The organism is Streptomyces spinoverrucosus, from assembly GCF_015712165.1.
Taxonomy (GTDB): Bacteria; Actinomycetota; Actinomycetes; order Streptomycetales; family Streptomycetaceae; genus Streptomyces; species Streptomyces spinoverrucosus_A.
Map to the genome: position 1 here is coordinate 431,986 of NZ_JADPZX010000002.1, position 21,243 is coordinate 453,228.

Consider the following 21,243-nt stretch of genomic DNA (forward strand, 5'->3'; position numbering starts at 1 on the left):
CCTCAGCGAGTATGAGGTTCGAACCGGCCCAACCGGCAGGTGGGAGCAGGGGAGTTGGCCGGACCGCCGCCATGAGTTCACTTCACCGGCGTACGCACACCGAAAAGCCCGCCCCAGGTGGGACGGGCTTTCCTCGGGGTTCCCGCGCGCTTGGTCCGCGCGTTTCCCGGTGTACGTCAGGGGGCCTGAAGGTCCACCAGGTCGGCCAGCGCGGCACGGTGGGCGCCCGCGGTGCCGTACGCGAGGGAGTCCGCCTTGGCGCGCTTCAGATACAGGTGCGCCGGGTGCTCCCAGGTCATTCCGATGCCACCGTGCAGTTGCAGCGCCTCCTCGGCGGCGCGCACGGCCACGGGCGCGGCATACGCCTGGGCCACCGCGACCGAGACGTCGACGTCCTCGCCGGTCGCCAGGGCGTCCGCCGCGCCGCGTGCGGCGGCCCGCAGGTGGACGACCTCCAGCCACAGCTGGGCGAGCCGGTGCTTGAGCGCCTGGAATCCGCCGACGGGCCGGTTGAACTGCGTGCGCTCCTTCAGATAGCGCACGGTCTCGGTCAGCGACCAGTCGGCCAGCCCCAGCTGCTCGGACGCCAGCAGCCCGGCCGCCGCGCGCAGGGCCCGTCGTACGGCGGGCTCGGCATCGCCCACCCGGTGCCCCGCCGCACTCCGCAGAACCACCCGCCCCACGGGCCGGGTCAGGTCCAGCGACACCTGGGGCACCACCGTGACGGCGTCGGCCTCCACGGCGTACAACCCGCCGTCGTCGGCGGGCACGAGCAGCACATCGGCGGCCGACGCGTCGGCGATGCCGGTCAACCCGCCGTGCAGCAGCCCGTCTTCGACTCGTACGACGGGGAAGGCGGCGCCCGGTGTCAGGTGCAGGGCGACGGCGAGGGCGCCGATGGTCCGGCCCGACGCCAGCCGGGTGAGCAGGCCGGCGGAGCCGTCGCAGGCCAGCAGCGCCTCGGTGGCGACGACGGCACTCGTGAGGTACGGGACCGGCGCGACCGCCCGTCCCAGCTCCTCCAGGACGACGGCGACCTCCCGGTGCGAGGCACCCTGGCCTCCCCGGTCCTCCGGCACCAGCAGTCCGGCCAGGCCCATGCCGTCGGTGAGGAGCTTCCACAGCTCCTGGTCGTGCGGGGTGTCGGACTCGGTGCGGGCGATCACGTCGGGCGCGCCGCAGTGGTCGGTGAGCAGGTCCCGGACGGCGGCGCGGAGGGCCTCTTCCTCCTCCGAGTAGAGCAGATCGGGCTGTGTGCTCATCGGGCCAGGTCCTTCCAGGCGACGTCCTTGTCGGTGCGCGGCTCGGCGGGCAGTCCGAGGACGCGTTCGGCGACGATGTTCAGCAGGACCTCGCTGGTCCCGCCCTCGATGCTGTTGCCCTTGGAGCGGAGGTAGCGGTAGCCGGCGTCGCGGCCGGTGAAGTCCACGAGCTCGGGGCGCCGCATGGTCCAGTCGTCGTACAGGAGCCCCTCCTCGCCCAGGAGTTCGACCTCCAGGCCGCTGATCTCCTGGTTGAGGCGGGCGAAGGCGAGCTTCATGCCGGAGCCCTCGGGGCCGGGCTGGCCGGCGACGAGTTGCTGGCGCAGCCGTTCGCCGGTGAGCCGGGCGACCTCGGCCTCGACCCACAGCTTCAGGAGCCGCTGGTGGAGGTCGTGGGTGCGCAGTTCGGGGCGTTCGCGCCAGGTCTTGGAGACCGGGCCGATCATGCCGCCCTCGCGGGGCAGTCGCATGCCGCCGATGGAGACGCGCTCGTTCATCAGGGTGGTCTGCGCGACCCGCCAGCCATCGCCGATCTCACCGAGACGGCGCGACTCCGGGATCCGGACGTCGGTCAGGAACACCTCGTTGAACTCGGCTTCGCCGGTGATCTGCCGCAGCGGCCGGACCTCGACGCCGGGGTCGGTCATGTCGCAGACGAAGTACGTGATGCCCTGGTGCTTGGGCACGTCCGGGTCGGTGCGGGCGATGAGGATGGCCCAGCGGGCGAGATGCGCGCTGGACGTCCACACCTTCTGCCCGTTGACGACCCAGGCGTCGCCCTCCCGGACGGCCCGCGTACCCAGCGCGGCGAGGTCGGATCCGGCGCCGGGCTCGCTGAACAGCTGGCACCAGACCTCCTCACCCGTCCACAGGGGCCGCAGATACCGCTGCTTCTGCTCCTCGGTGCCGTAGCGCAGGATCGTCGGCGCGGCCATGCCCAGGCCGATGCCGATCCGCCGCGGATCGTTGTCCGGCGCGCCCGCGGCCTCCAGCTCGGCGTCCACGACGGCCTGGAGCGAGCGCGGGGCACCGAGTCCGCCGAGCCCCTCGGGGTAGTGCACCCAAGCGAGCCCGGCGTCGAAGCGGGCCTTGAGGAAGTCGAGCCGGTCCGTCGAAGCGGGCGGATACGCGGTCAGCAACTCCTGGGTGCGGCGGCGCAGTTCGGCGGCGTCGGTCATGCTGCCTCCTCCGTCACAACGGCGATCCGGCCGGTGGTGAGGCCGTCCGCCACCTTCTGCACGGCCGTCGCGGCGCCGCCCAGCGGCACCCGCTCGCTCACCAGCGGCTTGATGGCGCCCCGCGCGGCCAGGTCGGTGAGCTGCTCGTGGCAGTGCTGGACCAGCTTGGGGTTCTTGGTGTTGTACAGGCCCCAGTGCAGGCCGAGGATCGAGTAGTTCTTGACGAGGGCGTGGTTGAGCGCGGGGCTCGGGATCGTGCCGCTCGCGAAGCCGACGACCACGATCCTGCCCTCGAAGGCGACCGTCTTGGCGGACTGGGTGTACGCCTCGCCACCCACGGGGTCGTAGATGACGTCGGCGCCCCGGCCGCCGGTGGCCTCCTTCACGGCCGCGACGACATCGTCGGCACGCCGGTCGATCACGACGTCGCAGCCCAGCTCACGGGCCACGGCGGCCTTCTCCGCGCCGCCCACGACGCCGATGACCGTGGCGCCGGCCGCCTTGCCGAGCTGCACGGCCGCGCTGCCGACCCCTCCGGCGGCGGCGTGGACGAGCAGCGTCTCCCCGGCCTCCAGGTGGGCGCGCTGATGCAGGCCGAACCAGCCGGTCTGGTAGCCGATGTGCAGGGCGGCGGCCTCGGCGTCGTCCAGGGCGTCGGGCGCGGGCAGCACGGCGGCGGCGTCGGCGACGGCGTACTCGGCGAAACCGCCGTACGGCAGGGCCGGGTTGGCGATCACGCGGCGGCCGTCCTCGGTCTCGCCGCAGATCTCGACGCCGGGCGTGAAGGGCAGCGGGGGCCGGACCTGGTACTGGCCCCGGCACAGCAGGGCGTCGGGGAAGTTGATGTTCGCGGCCCGTACCTTCAGCAGGACCTGGCCGTCGCCGGGCGTCGGTGTCGCCACGTCGTTCAGGCGCATCACCTCGCTCGGCTCGCCGTTCTCGTGCACCTGCCATGCCTGCATGCGGGGCCTCCACGGGGGACTGCGTCGTCTGACCGGGTCGAACCGCATACTAAGCGGTCGCTTGCAACTCAGGGAACAGTCCTGAGGCAACAGTCAGGTGCGTCACGCCCGCTTGGGCCGCGCCCGCACGTGCATCCGCTCGCCCTGCGGCCCGAACAGGCTCAGGAACTCCACCGGCCCCTCCCCCGTCGACCCGAACCAGTGCGGCACCCGCGTGTCGAACTCCGCCGCCTCGCCCGCGACCATCACCACGTCGTGGTCACCGAGCACCACGCGCAGCTTCCCGGACAGCACATACAGCCACTCGTAGCCCTCGTGCGTCCGCGGGGACGGCTCCAGGTTCTGCTGCGGCACGATGATCTTGTAGGCCTGGAGTCCGCCGGGCTGCCGGGTGAGCGGCAGATAGGTGCGTCCGTGCCGCACGATCGGCTCGCTCCGCACGCGCGGATCGCTCACCGGCGGCGCTCCGACCAGTTCGTCCAGCGCCACCTGATGGGCCTGCGCGATCGGCAGCAGCAGCTCCAGGCTGGGCTTGCGCAGGCCCGACTCCAGCCGGGAGAGCGTGCTCACCGAGATGCCGGTCGCCTCGGACAGCCCGGTCAGGGTCACCTCCCGCTCCTTCCGGATCCGCCGCAGCCTCGGTCCCACACCCGCCAGCACGTCATCGGTCGTCATGCTGGTATTGCAGGTTCGGCAAAGCTGTTTGTCAATGCGGCACTGTCCGGGCGACTGTCTCCATGGAGGTGGTCACCATGACCGACACGACAACCGAGTCGTACGAAGTGGTCGTCATCGGCGGCGGCACGGCGGGCCTGTCCGCCGCGCTCGTCCTGGGCCGGGCCAGGCGCCGCACGCTGGTCGTCGACGCGGGCGAGCCGCGCAACGCGCCCGCCGCGCACATGCAGGGCTATCTGTCGCGGGACGGCATGCCGCCCGCCGAGTTCCTGGCGATCGGCCGTGCGGAGATCGCGCGGTACGGCGTCGAGCTGATCCGGGACCGGGCGGTGGACGTCACCCGAGGCGAGGACTTCACGGTGGAGCTGGCGAGCGGCCGGACCATGCGCGCCCGCCGCCTGGTCGTCACCACCGGTCTCAGGGACGAGCTGCCGGCGGTGCCCGGGGTCGCCGAGCGGTTCGGCCGGGATGTGCTGCACTGCCCGTACTGCCACGGCTGGGAGGTCCGCGACCGGGCCTTCGGCGTGCTCGCCACCAGCCCGCTGAGTGTGCACCAGGCGCTGATCGTCACCCAGTGGTCCAAGGACGTGACGTTCTTCCTGCACGAGGTCGCCGAGGACGACCTGTCCGACGACGACCTGCGGCGGCTCGCCGCGGCCGGGGTCAAGGTCGTGACGGGTGCGGTCGCGGGCCTGGTGGTCGAGGACGACCGGATCACCGGCGTCCGGCTCGCGGACGGTACGACACACGACCGGGACGTGGTGTTCACCGCGCCCCGCGCCGTCCCGCAGACCGGGCTGCTGCGGCGGCTGGGCGCCGAGCTGAACGAGACACCGTTCGGCGCGTACCCCGTGGTCGACGGGACGGGCCTGACGACCGTGCCGGGCGTGTGGGCCGCGGGCAACGCCGCCGGCTTCGCCGAGCAGGTCGTGAACGCGGCGAGCGGCGGCTACCGCGCGGGCGCCACCATCAACGGGGAGCTGCTGATGTCCGATCTCGACGCGGCCGTGCAGGTGTAGGCCCCGCCCGACCGGTGCACCATGACTGCATGCTGCTGACCCGGCTCGCGGACGTGTCCCGGGAGGTCGCCGCCACCTCGGCGCGGTCCCGCAAGATCGCCCTGCTCGCCGAGTTGTTCCGGGACGCGGAGCCGGACGACGTGCCGGTCGTCATCCCGTATCTCGCGGGCCGGCTGCCCCGGGGCCGGCTGGGCATCGGCTGGAAGGTGCTCGGCCGCCGGGTCGCCCCCGCCGCCGAGCCGACCCTGACCGTGCGCGAGGTGGACGCCCGCCTCACCGCGATCGGCAAGGTCACGGGCACCGGTTCGCAGGCCGAGCGGGCCCGGCTGGTCGGGGAGTTGATGGGCGCGGCCACCGAGGGCGAGCAGCGTTTCCTGACCGGCCTGATCACCGGCGAGGTCCGGCAGGGTGCCCTGGACGCGCTGGCCGTCGAGGGGCTGGCGCAGGCCACCGGGGCGGCCGGCCCCGACGTGCGACGGGCGGTGATGCTGGCGGGGTCGTTGCAGGACGTGGCACAGGCGCTGCTCGCCGACGGTCCGCAGGCCCTGGACCGCTTCCGCCTCACCGTGGGCCGCCCGGTGCTGCCGATGCTCGCGCACACCGCGTCCTCGGTGACCGAGGCGGTCGGCAAGCTGGGCGCCTGCGCGGTGGAGGAGAAGCTCGACGGCATCCGCGTCCAGGTCCACCGCGACGGCGACGACGTACGTCTCTACACCCGCACCCTCGACGACATCACCGACCGCCTGCCCGAGCTGACCTCGGCCGCGCTTCGGCTGCGCGGTGAGCGGTTCGTGCTGGACGGCGAGGTGATCGCCTTCGACGAGCGCGGCCGGCCGCGCTCGTTCCAGGAGACGGCAGGCCGGGTCGGCTCCCGGGTGGACGTGGCCACGGCCGCCCGGGCGGTCCCCGTCTCCCCCGTCTTCTTCGACGCGCTGTCCGTCGACGGCCGGGACCTGCTCGACCTGCCCTTCGCCGAGCGGCACGCGGAACTGGCCCTGCTGGTGCCCGAGCCGATGCGGGTACGGCGGACCGTGGTGTCCGGCCCCGACGACGTACCCGCCGCCGAGACCTTCCTCGCCGAGACCCTGGAACGCGGCCACGAGGGCGTCGTGATCAAGGCGCTCGACGCGCCCTACAGCGCGGGACGGCGGGGCGCCGCCTGGCTGAAGGTCAAGCCCGTGCACACCCTCGACCTGGTGGTCCTGGCCGCCGAGTGGGGCCACGGCCGGCGCACCGGCAAGCTCTCCAACCTCCACCTCGGCGCCCGCACGGCCGACGGCGGCTTCGCGATGCTCGGCAAGACGTTCAAGGGCATGACCGACGCGATGCTGACCTGGCAGACCGAGCGGCTCCAGGAACTGGCCGTCGAGTCCGACGGATATGTGGTGGCCGTACGCCCCGAACTCGTCGTGGAGATCGCCTATGACGGTCTGCAGAAGTCGACCCGCTACCCGGCCGGCGTCACCCTCCGCTTCGCCCGCGTGCTCCGCTACCGCGAGGACAAGCGCCCGGAGGAGGCGGACACCGTCGAGACAGTGCTGGCCGCGCACCCGGAGATCAAGCCGTGAAGGGCAGCCACAGCGCGGGCCTGCTGCTGTTCCGGCACACCGACGGCGGTCTGGAGGTGTTGCTCGGCCACATGGGCGGACCGTTCTGGGCCCGGCGGGACGCGGGTGCGTGGACCGTGCCGAAGGGCGAGTACGACCCCGAGGAGCCGGCCTGGGAGGCCGCCCGCCGGGAGTTCCAGGAGGAGCTCGGGCTACCGCCGCCGGACGGTGAGGCGGTGCCGCTCGGGGAGATCCGGCAGACCGGCGGGAAGACCGTCACGGCGTGGGCGGTCGAGGCCGACCTCGACCCCGGCTCCATCGACCCCGGCACCTTCACCATGGAGTGGCCACCGAGGTCGGGACGCACCCAGGAGTTCCCCGAGCTGGACCGGGTGGCGTGGTTCGGCCTGGCCCGGGCCCGTGAGGTGATCATCAAGGCGCAGTCCGCGTTTCTCGACCGGCTGGCGGAGCACTCGGCCTGAAGAGGCCCGCACGCGTTGCGGCCCCCACCGCCGCGCGGGAAGGTCGAAGCACCATCGCTCCCCAGGAGGTCAGTCATGCCCATCGCAACGGTGAACCCGGCGAACGGCGAGACGCTCAAGACGTACGAGGCCATGGGCACCGAGGAGATCGAGCGTCGGCTCCAGCTCGCCGAGGCCACCTTCCGCACGTACCGGGAGACCGGCTTCGCCGACCGCGCACGGTTGCTGAACCGGGCCGCGGACCTCCTGGACGAGGACCAGCAGGACATCGCCCGCGTGCTGACCACCGAGATGGGCAAGCCGATCAAGCAGGCGCGCGCCGAGGCCGGGAAGTGCGCCAAGGCGATGCGCTGGTACGCCCAGAACGCCGAGCGTCTGCTCGCCGACGAGGAGCCCGCCGACTCCGACGTCCAGGACTCCGGCGCCTCCCGGGTCCGGGTCCGCTACCGGCCGCTCGGCCCGATCCTCGCGGTGATGCCGTGGAACTTCCCCCTGTGGCAGGTGATCCGCTTCGCGGCGCCCGCGCTGATGGCGGGCAACGTCGGTCTGCTCAAGCACGCCTCGAACGTGCCGCAGACCGCCCTCTACCTGGAGGACCTGTTCCACCGGGCGGGCTTCACCGAGGGCTGCTTCCAGACCCTGCTCATCGGCTCGGCCGCCGTCGACGAGATCCTGCGCGACGAGCGCGTGAAGGCGGCGACGCTGACCGGCAGCGAGCCCGCGGGGCGCGCGGTGGCGTCCACCGCCAGCGAGATGATCAAGAAGACGGTGCTGGAGCTCGGCGGCAGCGACCCGTTCATCGTGATGCCGTCGGCGGACATCGACCGGGCGGCCCAGGTCGCGGTGACGGCGCGGGTGCAGAACAACGGGCAGTCGTGCATCGCCGCCAAGCGGTTCATCGTGCACACGGACGTGTACGACGCCTTCGCCGAGCGTTTCACCGAGGGCATGAAGGCGCTGAGGGTCGGCGACCCGATGGTGGAGGAGACGGAGGTCGGGCCGCTGGCCAGCGAGCGGGGCCGGGCCGACCTGGAGGAGTTGGTGGACGACGCGAAGCGCAGCGGCGCGGCTGTGCTGTGTGGCGGGGACCGGCCCGAGGGCGACGGCTGGTACTACCCGCCGACGGTCCTGACCGGGATCACCCGCGAGATGCGCATCCACCGCGAGGAGGCGTTCGGTCCGGTCGCCACGCTGTACCGGGCGGGTGACCTGGACGAGGCGGTGCTGATCGCCAACGACTCGCCGTTCGGGCTGAGTTCCAACGTCTGGACGCGCGAGGAGGCGGACGTCGACCGGTTCGTGCGGGACCTGGAGGCGGGCGGTGTGTACGTCAACGGGATGACCGCCTCCCATCCGGCGTTTCCGTTCGGGGGTGTGAAGCGGTCCGGGTACGGGCGTGAGCTGTCCGGGCACGGAATCCGCGAGTTCTGCAACATCACGACCGTATGGCACGGAGCGTGAGGGTTCCGGGGCTACGATCCCCTTTGTGAACCGCGAAGTGACTCTGCCTCTGATCGTCGACGACCGCGGTACCTTGCAGGTGGCCGCGGCCGACGTGAGCAAGCTGCTCCGCACGGTGGGCGGGAGGTGGCTGCGTCTCGTCGAGGCCGGGCAGGAGGGGCTGGACGAGGACACGGTGGCCGCGCTGACCATTGAGCTGGCCAAGCTGGCCGACCGGATCGATGTGGCGTGCATCGCGCACAGCAGCGGGGCCGGTTCGTAGCCCCGTTCCCACCGCCTTGACCTGCTCGTTCTTCTCCGGAGCGGACATACCGTGTCGCCTGGACGGAGTAACTCGGCGAGAGATCGCGGGCCTCCGGGGTGATCGTGGGTTTACACCTCCTCGGAGGTGCACCACCTTCTGACCGGGGCCAAGAGCCTTCCGGACGGCGAAAGCAGGCACGGTTCATGGCGACTTTGTGCAGACCCTCGGTGTCCGTTCCAGAACACGTGATCACGATGGAAGAGACGCTGGAGCTGGCACGCTCCCGCCACGCGGACCATCCCCAACTTCCGCTGGCCCTCCGGCTGATCGAGAACACCGGAGTGCGCACCCGGCACATCGTGCAGCCCATTGAGGAGACCCTCAAGCACCCCGGGTTCGAGACACGCAACAAGATCTACGAGGCCGAGGCCAAGGCCCGCGTCCCGGCGGTCGTGCAACAGGCGCTCGACGACGCCCAGGTGCTCACCGGCGACATCGACGTGATCATCTACGTGTCGTGCACGGGCTTCATGATGCCCTCGCTCACGGCCTGGCTGATCAACGAGATGGGCTTCTCCAGCAACACCCGTCAGATCCCCATAGCCCAGCTGGGCTGCGCGGCCGGCGGGGCGGCGATCAACCGCGCCCACGACTTCTGCATGGCCTACCCCGAGGGCAACGTGCTGATCGTGGCCTGCGAGTTCTGCTCGCTGTGCTACCAGCCCACCGACCTCGGCGTGGGATCGCTGCTGTCCAACGGCCTGTTCGGCGACGGCATCGCCGCCGCCGTGGTCCGCGGCCGCGGCGGCACGGGCGTGAAACTGGAGCGCAACGGCTCGTACCTGATCCCCAAGACCGAGGACTGGATCTCGTACGACGTCCGGGCCACCGGATTCCACTTCCTGCTGGACAAGCGGGTGCCCGGCACCATGGAGCCGCTCGCGCCGGCCCTGCACGAGCTGGCGGGCGCCCACGGCTGGGACGCCTCCGACCTGGACTTCTACATCATCCACGCCGGCGGCCCCCGCATTCTCGACGACCTCAGCAAGTTCCTTCAGGTCGATCCGCACGCCTTCCGGTTCAGCCGGGCCACCCTCACCGAGTACGGCAACATCGCCAGCGCGGTCGTCCTGGACGCACTGCGCAGGCTCTTCGACGAGGGCGGCGCCGAGCACCGGGCGCGCGGGCTGCTCGCCGGGTTCGGACCCGGCATCACCGCGGAGATGTCCGTGGGCCGCTGGCAGATCGACGAGGCGGCGTGAGACCACGGTGACCGCGACCGAGGGCTTGCTGGTGCCGCCGGGCCACGGCCGGGTGGTCCAGACACCCGCCCAGCACGTGACGTTCAAGGTCACCGGCTCGCACTCCCGGATGGCCTCCACCTTCGAGGTGCTCGTCCCGCCCGGCTTCGACGTGGGCGCCCATGTGCACACCCGCAGCGAGGAGTTGTTCTACGTGCTCGAAGGCGAGCTGGACGTACTCGCCTTCGAGCCCCGCGTCCGGACCCCCGACAACTGGCAGAAGTGGGAGTCCAGTTCAGGCAACCGGGTGGTCCGGGCGACGCCGGGCACGGTCATCGTCGTACCACCCGGCTGCCCACACGCGTTCGCGAATCCGACGGAGACCCCGGCGAAGATGTTCTTCCAGGCGTCCCCGCCCCCGGATCACGAGAGGTACTTCGAGGAACTGCTGGAGATCCTCCGCGACGGGGGCCCACCGGATCACGAGGCGATCGAGAAACTGAGGGCGAGATACGACATCGAGCAACTCACACCTTTGAAACACCGGTGAGAACATACGCCTTAGGGGTGCGGGGCTGTGTCGATGCGCGGCTCCACCGCACCCCGCGTACTACCGGATGGACATCCCAGACACCGTACGAGCAATCACCAGCCGCTGAATCTCACTGGTCCCCTCGAAGATCGTGTAAATGGCGGCATCGCGATGCATCCGCTCCACCGGGTACTCCCTGGTGTACCCGTTGCCACCCAGGATCTGCACAGCCTGCGCAGTCACCTTCTTGGCCGTCTCACTGGCGAACAGCTTCGACATCGACCCCTCGGCAGCCGTGAACGGCTTCCCGTTGATCGCCATCCAGGACGCCCGCCACACCAGCAGCCGCGCCGCGTCGATCGACGTCCGCATGTCCGCGAGCTGGAACGCCACGCCCTGGTTGTCGATGATCGGGCGGCCGAACTGCTCGCGCGTCATCGCGTAGTCGAGAGCGACCTCGTACGCGGCCCGGGCGGTGCCGACCGCCATCGCCCCGACGGCCGGCCGGCTCGCCTCGAACGTCGCCATCGCCGCGTTCTTCACCCGCTCACCGCCGGAGGCCTTCGCCTTCTCCCGGGCCCGCGCCAGCCGCTCGTCCAGCTTCTCCTTGCCGCCGAGCAGGCAGGACCGGGGGACGCGGACGTTGTCGAGGACGACCTCGGCGGTGTGCGAGGCGCGGATGCCGTGCTTCTTGAACTTCTGCCCCTGGGACAGCCCCGGCGTGTTCGGCGGGACGATGAAGGAGGCGTGGCCCTTGGAGCCCAGCTCGGGGTCGACGACCGCGACGACCACATGGACGTTGGCGATGCCGCCGTTGGTCGCCCAGGTCTTCGTGCCGTTGATCACCCACTCGTCCTTGGCCTCGTCGTACACCGCACGCGTACGCATGGACGCCACGTCGGAGCCGGCGTCGGGCTCGGAGGAGCAGAACGCGGCTACCTTGACATCGTTGGCATCCCCGTACATCTGGGGGATCCAGGTGCCGATCTGCTCCTCGGTGCCGTTGGCCAGCACGCCCACCGCCGCGAGGCCGGTGCCGACGATCGACAGGGCGATGCCGGCGTCGCCCCAGAACAGCTCCTCCATGGCCATCGGGATGCCGAGGCCGGTGGGGTCGAAGTACTGCTGCGCGTAGAAGTCGAGGGAGTAGATGCCGACCTTCGCGGCCTCCTGGATGACCGGCCAGGGAGTGTCCTCACGCTCGTCCCATTCGGCGGCCGCGGGGCGGATGACGTCGGCGGCGAAGCCGTGCAGCCAGTCCCGGACCTCCTTCTGTTCGTCGTTGAGCTCCATGGTGAACTCGGCCATGTCCCCTCCAGTGGCGCACAGTGCGTGTTACTTGCGGTAACAGCAGTCTGTTACCCATGGGTAGGAAAAGTCAACTGACGACGACTCCTCGGCAGCCCGTTCGAGGTACCGGCCGCGTTGAGTGTTAGTTTGCGCTGGCGTCACCGATTCAGCACGGGTGGGGAGAGCTCATGGACACCACGCAGCGGACCGAGCAGCAGCGGTCCGCCGACCGCCGACGGCGCGAGCTGCTGGAGGCCGCCGACCGAGTGGTCCTGCGGGACGGTCCGCAGGCCTCGATGAATGCCATCGCCGCGGAGGCGGGCATCACCAAGCCGATCCTTTATCGCCACTTCGGCGACAAGGGCGGGTTGTACGCGGCGCTGGCCAAGCGGCACACGGACGCGCTGCTGGACTCACTGCGGGCCGCGCTGGACGCTCCGGCGGAGCGGCGTGAGCGGGTCGAGGCAACCCTGGACACCTACCTCGCGGCGATCGAGGCGCGGCCTCAGGTGTATCGGTTCCTGATGCATCCGGCGGAGGGGTCGCCGGGGGATCAGGGGTTCGACGTGGGGAAGCACTCGGCGCCGTTGTTGCGGCGGATGGGTGAGGAGTTGGCCCAGGTGATCGAGGAACGGTTGGATCTCGGGCCGGGGAGTCAGCAGTTGGCCCGGGTGTGGGGGCATGGGATCGTCGGGATGATGCATGCCGCCGGGGACTGGTGGTTGGGGGAACGGCCTTGTTCTCGGGGCGAGTTGGTGCGGAGTCTGGCCGACCTGCTGTGGGGTCGTCTTGCGGCTGCGGGTGACAAGGTGGGGGGTCCGGGATTCTGACGGCTGTGTGTCGTCTGCGGGTGGTGGGGGCTGGTCGCGCCCACACGGCGGAGCCGCATATCGATACAGCCCCGCGCCCCTGAGGGACGTGCGGTTCACCGGCGCCATGAGGCTCTCGCCACCTGTCGCATCAGGCGTCTGTGGCGCCAGCCCTGCACACGGTCCGCGTACACCCGGCCCTCAAGGTGGTCGCACTCGTGCTGTAGGCAGCGGGCGAAGAAGCCCGTGCCGTGGATCCTGATCGGTTCCCCGGTCAGCGTCACGCCCTCCACCACCGCGTGGTCGTAGCGCTCCGTCCCTGCCTCCAGGCCCGGCAGGGACAGGCAGCCCTCCGGGCCTCGGACCACCACGCCGTCCGTCTCCACCAGGCGTGGGTTGACCACGTGGCCCAGGTGACGTACGTCATCGTCGTCGGGGCAGTCGTAGACGAACACCCGCAACGGCTCGCCGATCTGGTTGGCCGCCAGGCCGACCCCGTTCGCGGCGTACATCGTCGCGAACAAGTCCTCCACCAAATCCGCCAGTCCGCCGCCGAAGTCGGTTACCTCCCGGCAGGGCTCGTGCAGCGCGGGGTCGCCGAGCAGGGTGAGAGGCCGGACGCGCCCGTGGGCGCCCGGGATCGAGCCGTGTCGCATGACCGCAAGGGTACGGTTCCCTTCGGTCCACGTCCGCCGCGCAGGCGCGGGCCGCGATTCGGGCAGGTGAGTGGATCTCGATAGGCTGAGGCCTCACCACGTTGCCGGATGCTACGGCGCGGCGCGTACGCAAGGAGGATCGAGAACTGATGGCAGGCAACTCGGACCCGCTCTCGCCGCGGGCCAAGCTGGCCGTGACCGCGGGCAAGGCCGTCGCCGCGGCATCGCGCGCGGCGGGACGCGGCAGCGGTTCGGTGATCGGTGGCCGGGTGGCCCTCAAACTCGACCCCGACCTCCTCGCCCGGCTCGCCCAGAACCTGGACGTGGTCCTGGTGTCGGCGACCAACGGCAAGACCACGACCACCCGGCTCATCGCCGAGGCGCTGCGCGCCGCCGGCCCCGTGGTGTCCAACGCGCTCGGCGCCAACATGCCCGCCGGCATCACCTCGGCGCTGGCCGGGAGCTCGGACGCCAAGTTCGGTGTCATCGAGGTGGACGAGAAGTACCTCGCAGGGGTGGCGCGGGACACCGACCCGAAGTGCATCGCGCTGCTGAACCTCTCCCGGGACCAGCTCGACCGCGCCGCCGAGACCCGGATGCTCGCCGAGAACTGGCGTGAGGGCCTCGCCGGGACGAAGGCCGTGGTCGTCGCCAACGCGGACGACCCGCTGGTGGTGTGGGCGGCATCGTCCTCCCCCAACGTGATCTGGGTCGCCGCCGGGCAGATGTGGAAGGACGACGCCTGGTCCTGCCCGTCCTGCGGCGGTGTGATGCAGCGCCCCGGCGACGACTGGTTCTGCGGCGAGTGCGGCTTCCGCCGGCCGACGCCGAGCTGGGCGCTCTCCGGCGACCACGTCCTCGACCCGCACGGCTCCGCCTGGCCGATCCACCTCCAGCTGCCGGGCCGCGCCAACAAGGCCAACGCCACCTCCTCGGCCGCCGTCGCCGCCGTGTTCGGCGTGCCGCCGCAGGTCGCCCTGGAGCGGATGTACCAGGTGCAGGCCGTGGCCGGACGGTATGACGTGGTGCAGTTCATGCAGCGCGATCTGCGGCTGCTGCTCGCCAAGAACCCGGCCGGCTGGCTGGAGACGTTCTCCCTCATCGACCCGCCGCCGACCCCGGTGATCCTGTCCGTGAACGCGCGCTCCGCCGACGGTACGGACACCTCCTGGCTGTGGGACGTCGACTACACACGGCTGACCGGCCACCCGATCTTCGTCATCGGCGACCGCAGGCTCGACCTCGCGGTGCGCCTGGAGGTGGCCAACCAGCACTTCCAGGTCTGCGAGAGCCTCGACCAGGCGGTGCAGTCGGCCCCGCCGGGCCGGATCGAGGTCATCGCCAACTACACCGCGTTCCAGGACCTGCGCCGCCGCGTCGGCAACTGACAAGACTTCAGGGGACTTTCGTGAGCGACAACCAACTGCGGATCGTCTGGATCTACCCGGACCTGCTCAGCACGTACGGCGACCAGGGCAACGTCCTCGTCGTGGAGCGCCGGGCCCGGCAGCGCGGCCTGGACGTGGCCCGGCTCGACGTGCGCAGTGACCAGCCGATCCCGACGTCCGGCGACATCTACCTGATCGGCGGCGGCGAGGACCGCCCGCAGCGGCTCGCCGCCGAACGGCTGCGCCGGGACGGCGGTCTGCACCGGGCCGTGGAGAACGGCGCGATCGTGTTCTCGGTGTGCGCCGGCTACCAGATCCTCGGCCACGAGTTCATCAACGACCTCGGCCAGCGCGAGCCCGGCCTCGGCCTGCTGGACGTGGTCTCGGTGCGCGGCGAGGGCGCACGGTGCGTCGGCGACGTACTCGGCGACATCGACCAGCGCCTGGGCCTGCCTCCGCTGACCGGTTTCGAGAACCACCAGGGGGTCACCCACCTCGGCCCGACCGCCCGTCCCCTCGCCCGGGTGCGGTTCGGCAACGGCAACGGCACGGGCGACGGCACGGAGGGCGCGTACAACGACACGGTGTTCGGTACGTACATGCACGGCCCGGTGCTGGCCCGCAACCCGCAGATCGCCGACCTGCTGCTGAAGCTGGCGCTCGACGTGAACGCGCTGCCGCCGACCGACGACCGCTGGTACGAGGCGCTGCGCGACGAGCGCATCGCGGCGGCGCAGCAGCAGCCCGCGTAAAGCGGTTCACCGGCGGTTCAGCGCCGCTTGAGGAGCCCGTCTGACGGACCGTCCGCACAGGTGAGCGGGGTCGTCCAGCAGGCGGACGCACGCTTCGGTCCCGCCCCCCGGTGCCGCTAGGGTGGCGGGGATCGAGCCGGACAGCGTGGTCCGGATCCGGCCCACGTCGAGAAGGTATTTCGGGCTATGCGCATTGGTGTCCTCACGTCCGGCGGCGACTGCCCCGGCCTGAACGCCGTCATCCGGTCCGTCGTGCACCGTGCCGTCGCCGACCACGGCGACGAGGTCATCGGTTTCCGCGACGGCTGGAAAGGCCTCCTGGAGTGCGACTACCTCAAGCTCGACCTGGACGCGGTGGGCGGCATCCTGGCCCGCGGCGGCACCATCCTCGGTTCCTCCCGGGTCCGTCCCGAGCATCTGCGGGACGGCGTGGAGCGGGCCAAGGGGCATGTCCAGGAGCTCGGCCTGGACGCGATCATCCCGATCGGCGGTGAGGGCACGCTCAAGGCGGCCCGGCTGCTGTCGGACGGCGGGCTGCCCATCGTGGGCGTGCCCAAGACCATCGACAACGACATCGCCGTCACCGATGTGACGTTCGGCTTCGACACCGCCGTGACCGTCGCGACCGAGGCGCTGGACCGGCTGAAGACCACCGCCGAGTCGCATCAGCGGGTGCTGATCGTGGAGGTCATGGGCCGGCACACCGGGTGGATCGCGCTGCACTCGGGCATGGCGGCCGGCGCCCACGCCATCGTCGTACCCGAACGGCCCTTCGACATCGAGGAGCTGACCGCGAAGGTCGGCGAGCGGTTCGAGGCCGGGAAGCGCTTTGCGATCGTCGTGGTGGCCGAGGGGGCCAAGCCGCGGCCCGGGACGATGGTGTTCGACGAGGGCGGCAAGGACATCTACGGGCATGAGCGGTTCGCCGGGGTTGCGCGGCAGCTGTCCGTCGAGCTGGAGGAGCGGCTCGGGAAGGAGGCGCGGCCGGTGATTCTCGGGCACGTGCAGCGGGGTGGTACGCCTACGGCCTATGACCGGGTGCTGGCGACTCGGTTCGGGTGGCATGCGGTGGAGGCCGCGCATCGGGGGGAGTTCGGGAAGATGACCGCGCTGAACGGGACCGAGATTGTGATGGTGCCGTTGGCTGAGGCGGTCGAGACGTTGAAGACGGTGCCGGATTCTCGTTACGCCGAAGCGGAGTGTGTTCTTTAGGCGTCCGGCGGGTGCGGGTGGATTGTGGTTGCTCGCGCAGTTCCCCGCGCCCCTGAGGGCGTGCAGTCACCCCGGTCGTAAGTGTGGTCGGACGCGGTTCTAGTCTTGGGGCGGACGTAAACGTACAACCCCCACGAATCAGGAGCCGTTGCATGGATCACAGCGGGCACGGCATGACCATGGACTTGCCGCCGTTCACGCTGGGGCGGGGGCTGCAGTGGTCGGCGGAGCCGTTCTTTCTCGTGGCCTGCCTGCTGGCGCTCGGGCTCTACGGGTGGGGTGTCGTGCGGCTGCGGCGGCGCGGGGACGCGTGGCCGGTCGGGCGGACCGTGTCCTTCGTCGCCGGTGTGCTGACCATCGGGCTGATGATGTGCACCAAGCTGAACGACTACGGCATGGTCATGTTCAGCGTGCACATGGTGCAGCACATGGTGATCAGCATGCTGTCGCCGATCCTGATCCTGCTCGGCGGTCCGATCACGCTCGCGCTGCGCGCCCTGCCGCCGGCCGCCCGCGGCCACAAGGGGCCGCGGGAGCTGCTGCTGGCGCTGCTGCACAGCCGGTACATGCGGATCATCACGCACCCGGCGTTCACGATCCCGCTGTTCATCGCCAGCCTCTACGCGCTGTACTTCACGCCCATCTTCGACTTCCTCATGGGCTCCAAGCCGGGACACATCGCGATGATGGTGCACTTCCTCGCCACCGGACTGGTGTTCTTCTGGCCGATCATCGGTGTGGACCCGGGGCCGCACCGGCCCGGCCATCTGATGCGGATGCTGGAGCTGTTCGCGGGGATGCCGTTCCACGCGTTCTTCGGCATCGCCCTGATGATGGCCTCGACGCCGATGGTCGACACCTACGCCGACCCGCCCGCCTCGCTCGGCATCGACGCGCTCGCCGACCAGAACGCGGCCGGGGGCATCGCCTGGGCGTTCAGTGAGATCCCGTCCGTGCTGGTGCTGATCGCGCTGCTGTTCCAGTGGTATGCCTCGGACCAGCGGCAGGCGCGGCGCAAGGACCGGGCCGCCGACCGCGACGGCGACAAGGAACTCGAGGCATACAACGCCTATTTGGCCTCACTGAACGCACGCAGCCGCTGACCTGCTTTTCCGGGCAGTTCCTTTCAGTAGCATGAAACGCGTCGGGGGAACCGCCGGGGGGAGCGGTGATGGCTTTTCGCGTGTTCATGTGCAGGGTGGGGAAATCGGCGGTCCGGAGGATCGCGATCCTGCTGGTTTTTCTGGTGGCGGCGAGTGGATGCGATCGCGACGCACCTTTGTTCGCGGTCCGGGCCGTCGCCGTCGGAGTTCCGTCACTCGCACCTTTCTTCGACGAGAGGTCGAGGCTCGGCCAGGACGCCGATCTCCGCTCCCGCCCCGCGCCCGGCGGGGTGCAGCGGGGTGACACGCCGGGCTTGTACGGCGGTACGAGCGAGCCGCGGATCTGTGATGTCGGGCGACTGAAGGAATTCCTCACGGATCCCAGGAATCACCGCAGGGCACAGGCCTGGGCTGCCGCGCTCGACATCACGGTCGCCCGGATTCCCGCTTATCTCGATCGGCTCACACCGGTTCTTCTACGGACCGACACACTTGTGAAGAACCACGACTACAAGAAGGGAAAGGCCGTTCCCTTCAACGCCCTGCTCCAGGCCGGAAACGCGATTCTGGTCGACGAACAGGGACTTCCCGCCGTCAAGTGCTCCTGCGGAAATCCGCTGCGGCTCTTCGAGGGCGACACCGGCAGGGTTTCCGTCCGGTTCGAGGACGGCAACCGGAAGTGGAAGGGATACGACCGGGCTTCCGTGGTGGCCGTGCGGCCCGCCACACGGAAACTGGAGCGGATCGCGCTCGTCGACGTCGAGGATCCGGATCGCGGGATCATCCGCCCGGTCGGGACGGCGGGCGACGACGACGTCGACTTCGACACGCGCAGGCCGCGCACGGTGCCCGACCTCACGGGGACGACGTTCGGCCGGGCGAGCGGGCTGCTGGCCGACGCGGGGCTGGCGGCGGCGTACGAGGGGAGCGGGTGGCCGCCGGACGACGCCCGGGTGACGGCCTCGGATCCGCCGGCGGGGACCCGGCTGCGGTTCGGGGAGTACGTGACGCTGAGTGCGGCCGGGGTGACGAGTGGCGGGGCGACCACTCCCCCGGATCCGGGCTCGTCGACATCGCGGCCGACCGCATCGCAACCGACTGCATCGCAGCCGACGCGGGATCCGTCGCCCTCGCCGTCGGCCTCCACGCCGTCGGCCTCCACGCCGTCGTCACCGCCGCCGACCGGCGAACCACCGACCAGCCAGGCGCCGACGCCCGAGCCGCCCACCAGCGGTCCCCCGATCACCCAGGCGCCCACCTCCGAACCGCCACCCCCGACCACGACCGCACCCCCGACGAGCGACCCACCCCCCGAGACCAGCGAGCCCCCGCAGGTGACCAGCGCACCCCCGGAGCTCACATCCCCTCCCCCCGCACCGCCACCGAGCACCACCTCCCCACGACCACCGAACCCACGGCAAGCGCCACGACGTGAACAGCCCACAGGGAGTCACCGCATGACTTCTGGATCACCGACGTCGGGAGTGGGCCGGGTCATCGCCGGCCGTTATCTGCTGCTGCACCGGCTCGGCAGCGGCGGCATGGGCCATGTGTGGCTCGCGCACGACCAGAGACTGGCCTGCGAGGTCGCGCTCAAGGAGATCGTGTTCCGCGATCCGGCCGAGGCCGGTCAGGAGCGGGAGGCCCGGGTCGCCCGGGCCCGCGCCGAGGCCCGGCACGCGGCGGGGCTGCGCGGTCATCCGCATGTCGTGACCGTGCACGACGTGCTGGAGCACGAGGGCCTGCCGTGGATCGTGATGGAGTACGTGGCCGGCGCCGTCGACCTGCGTGATCTGGTCGCACGGCGCGGCCCGCTCGCCCCGGCGGAGTGCGCCCGCATCGGGCTGGCCGTGCTGGACGCCCTGACCGCCGGACACGAGCGGGGTGTCCTGCACCGGGACGTGAAACCGGCGAACATCCTGCTGGCGCCCGACCGCGCGGGGGCGCCGTACGGGCGCGTCCTGCTCACCGACTACGGCATCTCCGTGCAGCCGGGCGGTGGGGAGCCGCGCTACACGCTCGCGTCCGCGCTGGTGGGGACGGCGGGCTATCTGGCGCCGGAGCGGGCGGGCGGCGGGCCGCCCACGCCCGCCGCCGATCTGTTCTCGCTGGGCTGCACGCTGTACCACGCCGTCGAGGGCCGCGGCCCCTTCGAGCGGGAGTCACCCTTGGCGGAGCTCACCGCGGTGGTCACGGACGAACCGCGGCCGCCGTTGCGCGCGGGCGCGCTGGAGCCCGTACTGCGGGCGCTGCTCGTGAAGGATCCGGTACGGCGGATCGCGGCGCCGGAGGCGGAGTCCGCGCTGGCGCGGATCGTGACGCCGCACGGTGACGGGGCCGTGCGGACCCAGACGGATCTCGGTTCGCAGCCCCACTGGGCAGCGGCGTCGGCGCTGCCACCTGTGACGGGACGCCGTCGGCGCACCCGGCCCCGGGCCTTGGACGCCGTGGTCGCCGGTGGGCTCGGGCTGGTGCTGGCGCTGGGCGGGGTCTGGTCCGCGCTGGCCGACCGGGCGGAGGGCAGTGCCGGCACGGCTGCGGCGCCGTACGGCGAGATCGTGGGGCTCACGCGGCCGCTGCGGGACGGCGACTGTGTGCTCGCCGACTGGCCCGGGCCGCGTTTCACCGGCACGCCCCGGCTGGCGCTGGACCCGACGTGCCGGGACAAGGCGCCCGACGGGCAGGTCATGGGCTTCGTGGAGGCGGCGTCGGCGGAGGAGGCGGGCCAGGTGGCGGCGGCCCGGTGCGAGGAGGTGACGCGGGAGGACCGGGAGCGGCTGGCGGACGTGCGTGGCTTCGCCGTCGTGCCGACGCGCGCCGGGTTCGAGGCGGCCGGGCGGCGGGCCGCCTGTCTGGTGCTGGGCGGGCACGGGCCGGTGTACGGGCCGCTGGGCGGCCATCGGCGGCTGGGGGCGGCGTTCGCGGACACGGCGACCATGCAGCGGCGGGACTGCCTGGACGCCCGTTCCAACCGGGACGTCCGGCTGGCCTCCTGCGAGGGCTCGTACGACGAACAGGTGCTCGGTTTCACCCGGCTCGATGCGGGACTCACGCTCACCCAGGCGCGTACCCGCTCGGACGCGGCGTGCGCGCGGGACGTGGCGCCCGCCGACTACGGATTCGATCCTTCCGTCTACGAGGCCGGGTCCTGGACGAGCGAGGGCTCCTGGAATTCCGGCACTCATTTCGTCGTCTGCACCGTGCGGAAGCAGAACGGGGGCACCATGGGAGGGGACGAACCATGAGGAGGGTGTTGCGATGCCCGGTTCTACGGACGGTTCTACGAAAGCGATGGGGGTGCTCACCGTCGGCGGACTCGTCGTGGTGACCGCCTACACGGTGGCGCTCGGCAGCAACGGCTGGCTGTGGTTCGGCTGGGTCGTGCTGGGCCTGATCACCCTCGGGATGGTGGCCACCCGCAGCACCTGAG

The 21,243-nt window shown here is 71.2% G+C and carries 20 protein-coding genes and 1 pseudogene; 15 read left to right on the forward strand and 6 right to left on the reverse strand.

What is annotated here, in order from left to right; genetic code table 11:
• Positions 1-176: 176 nt before the first annotated feature.
• From I2W78_RS37250 to I2W78_RS37265, 4 genes are all read right to left on the reverse strand, one after another.
• Positions 177-1,262 carry an acyl-CoA dehydrogenase family protein gene (locus I2W78_RS37250; protein ID WP_196465155.1) on the reverse strand — a complete coding sequence of 362 codons (1,086 nt, stop codon included), beginning with the start codon at positions 1,260-1,262 and terminating at the stop codon, positions 177-179.
• Entirely contained in the window at positions 1,259-2,440 is a 1,182-nt protein-coding gene (locus I2W78_RS37255) for an acyl-CoA dehydrogenase family protein (protein ID WP_196465156.1), read from the reverse strand. Before I2W78_RS37255 ends, I2W78_RS37250 begins: the two co-directional genes overlap by 4 nt.
• Positions 2,437-3,402, reverse strand: a complete 966-nt coding sequence (locus I2W78_RS37260; RefSeq protein ID WP_196465157.1) for an NADPH:quinone oxidoreductase family protein — start codon at positions 3,400-3,402, stop codon at positions 2,437-2,439. The genes I2W78_RS37255 and I2W78_RS37260 overlap by 4 nt, the downstream gene beginning before the upstream one ends.
• 102 nt (positions 3,403-3,504) lie before the next feature.
• On the reverse strand, positions 3,505-4,077 hold the full coding sequence (locus I2W78_RS37265) for a helix-turn-helix domain-containing protein (RefSeq protein ID WP_196465158.1): 573 nt from the start codon (positions 4,075-4,077) through the stop codon (positions 3,505-3,507).
• A 77-nt stretch (positions 4,078-4,154) separates the two neighbouring features.
• On the opposite strand from I2W78_RS37265, the gene I2W78_RS37270 reads away from it, so the two are divergent.
• The 7 genes from I2W78_RS37270 to I2W78_RS37300 all read left to right on the forward strand — a co-directional run bounded on the left by I2W78_RS37270 (position 4,155) and on the right by I2W78_RS37300 (position 10,621).
• Complete coding sequence (locus I2W78_RS37270) at positions 4,155-5,096, forward strand: NAD(P)/FAD-dependent oxidoreductase (RefSeq protein ID WP_230886996.1); 942 nt, start codon at positions 4,155-4,157, stop codon at positions 5,094-5,096.
• A gap of 29 nt (positions 5,097-5,125) precedes the next feature.
• A complete protein-coding gene (locus I2W78_RS37275; RefSeq protein WP_196465160.1) occupies positions 5,126-6,664 on the forward strand; it encodes an ATP-dependent DNA ligase in 1,539 nt (512 codons plus the stop codon).
• Positions 6,661-7,125, forward strand: a complete 465-nt coding sequence (locus tag I2W78_RS37280; protein ID WP_196465161.1) for an NUDIX domain-containing protein — start codon at positions 6,661-6,663, stop codon at positions 7,123-7,125. Before I2W78_RS37275 ends, I2W78_RS37280 begins: the two co-directional genes overlap by 4 nt.
• A 75-nt stretch (positions 7,126-7,200) precedes the next feature.
• On the forward strand, positions 7,201-8,586 hold the full coding sequence (locus I2W78_RS37285; RefSeq protein WP_196465162.1) for an NADP-dependent succinic semialdehyde dehydrogenase: 1,386 nt from the start codon (positions 7,201-7,203) through the stop codon (positions 8,584-8,586).
• A gap of 25 nt (positions 8,587-8,611) precedes the next feature.
• Positions 8,612-8,848, forward strand: a complete 237-nt coding sequence (locus I2W78_RS37290; RefSeq protein WP_141310221.1) for a DUF6213 family protein — start codon at positions 8,612-8,614, stop codon at positions 8,846-8,848.
• Positions 8,849-8,952: 104 nt separating this feature from the next.
• The gene (locus tag I2W78_RS37295) at positions 8,953-10,092 is read left to right on the forward strand and encodes a type III polyketide synthase (protein WP_307784030.1); all 1,140 of its coding nucleotides are present in this window, start codon (positions 8,953-8,955) and stop codon (positions 10,090-10,092) included.
• Positions 10,093-10,099: 7 nt separating this feature from the next.
• Positions 10,100-10,621, forward strand: coding sequence for a cupin domain-containing protein (locus tag I2W78_RS37300; RefSeq protein ID WP_196465164.1), 522 nt, complete (start codon positions 10,100-10,102; stop codon positions 10,619-10,621).
• Between the two features lie 60 nt (positions 10,622-10,681).
• Here the strand turns inward: I2W78_RS37300 and I2W78_RS37305 are convergent, their stop codons facing one another.
• Positions 10,682-11,911, reverse strand: coding sequence for an acyl-CoA dehydrogenase family protein (locus I2W78_RS37305; RefSeq protein ID WP_196465165.1), 1,230 nt, complete (start codon positions 11,909-11,911; stop codon positions 10,682-10,684).
• Between the two features lie 170 nt (positions 11,912-12,081).
• Between I2W78_RS37305 and I2W78_RS37310 the strand changes: the two genes are divergently transcribed.
• Positions 12,082-12,723 (forward strand): TetR family transcriptional regulator, encoded by a 642-nt coding sequence (locus I2W78_RS37310; protein WP_196465166.1) that lies wholly within the window; start codon positions 12,082-12,084, stop codon positions 12,721-12,723.
• Positions 12,724-12,818: 95 nt separating this feature from the next.
• Here I2W78_RS37310 and def read toward each other — a convergent pair whose 3' ends face one another.
• Positions 12,819-13,358: a peptide deformylase gene (gene def, locus I2W78_RS37315; protein WP_196465167.1), complete on the reverse strand. Its 540-nt coding sequence runs from the start codon at positions 13,356-13,358 to the stop codon at positions 12,819-12,821.
• A 149-nt stretch (positions 13,359-13,507) separates the two neighbouring features.
• Here def and I2W78_RS37320 point away from each other — a divergent pair, with 149 nt between their 5' ends.
• The 7 genes and pseudogenes from I2W78_RS37320 to I2W78_RS37350 all read left to right on the forward strand — a co-directional run bounded on the left by I2W78_RS37320 (position 13,508) and on the right by I2W78_RS37350 (position 21,242).
• Positions 13,508-14,746, forward strand: a complete 1,239-nt coding sequence (locus I2W78_RS37320; RefSeq protein ID WP_196465168.1) for a Mur ligase family protein — start codon at positions 13,508-13,510, stop codon at positions 14,744-14,746.
• Between the two features lie 20 nt (positions 14,747-14,766).
• On the forward strand, positions 14,767-15,498 hold the full coding sequence (locus I2W78_RS37325; protein ID WP_196465169.1) for a type 1 glutamine amidotransferase: 732 nt from the start codon (positions 14,767-14,769) through the stop codon (positions 15,496-15,498).
• Between the two features lie 186 nt (positions 15,499-15,684).
• Positions 15,685-16,710 (forward strand): 6-phosphofructokinase, encoded by a 1,026-nt coding sequence (locus I2W78_RS37330; protein WP_196465170.1) that lies wholly within the window; start codon positions 15,685-15,687, stop codon positions 16,708-16,710.
• A 152-nt stretch (positions 16,711-16,862) separates the two neighbouring features.
• Positions 16,863-17,813 (forward strand): cytochrome c oxidase assembly protein, encoded by a 951-nt coding sequence (locus tag I2W78_RS37335; protein WP_196465171.1) that lies wholly within the window; start codon positions 16,863-16,865, stop codon positions 17,811-17,813.
• An 86-nt stretch (positions 17,814-17,899) separates the two neighbouring features.
• Positions 17,900-18,766: pseudogene (locus tag I2W78_RS37340) on the forward strand (DUF6777 domain-containing protein); the annotation flags it as partial.
• A gap of 504 nt (positions 18,767-19,270) precedes the next feature.
• Positions 19,271-21,058: a serine/threonine-protein kinase gene (locus I2W78_RS37345; protein WP_196465229.1), complete on the forward strand. Its 1,788-nt coding sequence runs from the start codon at positions 19,271-19,273 to the stop codon at positions 21,056-21,058.
• A gap of 13 nt (positions 21,059-21,071) precedes the next feature.
• Entirely contained in the window at positions 21,072-21,242 is a 171-nt protein-coding gene (locus I2W78_RS37350) for a hypothetical protein (RefSeq protein ID WP_141310231.1), read from the forward strand.
• Position 21,243 lies beyond the last annotated feature (1 nt).